Origin of the sequence: Rhodoplanes sp. SY1 (assembly GCF_046000175.1) — a bacterium.
GTDB lineage: Bacteria > Pseudomonadota > Alphaproteobacteria > Rhizobiales > Xanthobacteraceae > Rhodoplanes.
In genome coordinates this window covers 1-623 of sequence record NZ_JBEOMB010000391.1, presented here as the reverse complement: position 1 = coordinate 623, position 623 = coordinate 1, and the positions used below count along the sequence as shown (strand labels likewise).

Genomic DNA, 623 nt, shown 5'->3' with positions numbered 1-623 from the left:
TTTTTTGGCGTAGTGGCCCTTGGCGATCCAGCGCAGCGCGTTCGGACAGTCGAGCCGCCCATAAATCCGAAGCCGCCGGTTTCCGCCGAGCGTCCCCTTGCCGGCGCTGTCGTAGAACATTCGGTCGGCGCCGAGCAGACGATAGGTGCGGGTCACCCGGTTATCTCGTTCCGACGTTTTCGGTCGTTTACATTCTGTCACGGTTGTTTCTTAGACGAAGCATCCGGAGGGGTAGAAAGAATCGAAGAAAAGTCCGCATACTCGGTCGCCAGAATCGAATTGTACTCTTCCATCATTTTTCTAGTTTCATCGTCCATTCCGGCGGACCTTATTTGATTAAGAAGAATACTTAGTTTTGTAGCTACGCCGTAGTTGAATACGCTCAGCTGCCGGAGTCTTATTGTCTGATCTAATGCTACCCATACTGCTGGAACGAGGGCCAATGCGCCGGTTATTAGTTTCCCGTATGGTTCATTCCAAGAACTGGCGTTCGCCGCGATGGAAAGGCCAGCAATGGCGCTACAGATGGCGGCGAGGGATGCACCGACCCAATAGGCGACTTCTTCGATCCGCGCCACTCGTCCATAGTCCTCGGCATTATCTTTAATTTCTTTAATCAATTC

General features: G+C 52.3%; 1 protein-coding gene. It reads right to left on the bottom strand.

Translation table 11 applies throughout. The features are described from left to right. Positions 1–197: 197 nt before the first annotated feature. On the bottom strand, positions 198–623 hold a 426-nt coding region (locus ABTU92_RS29880), incomplete at its 5' end, for a hypothetical protein (protein ID WP_408095166.1).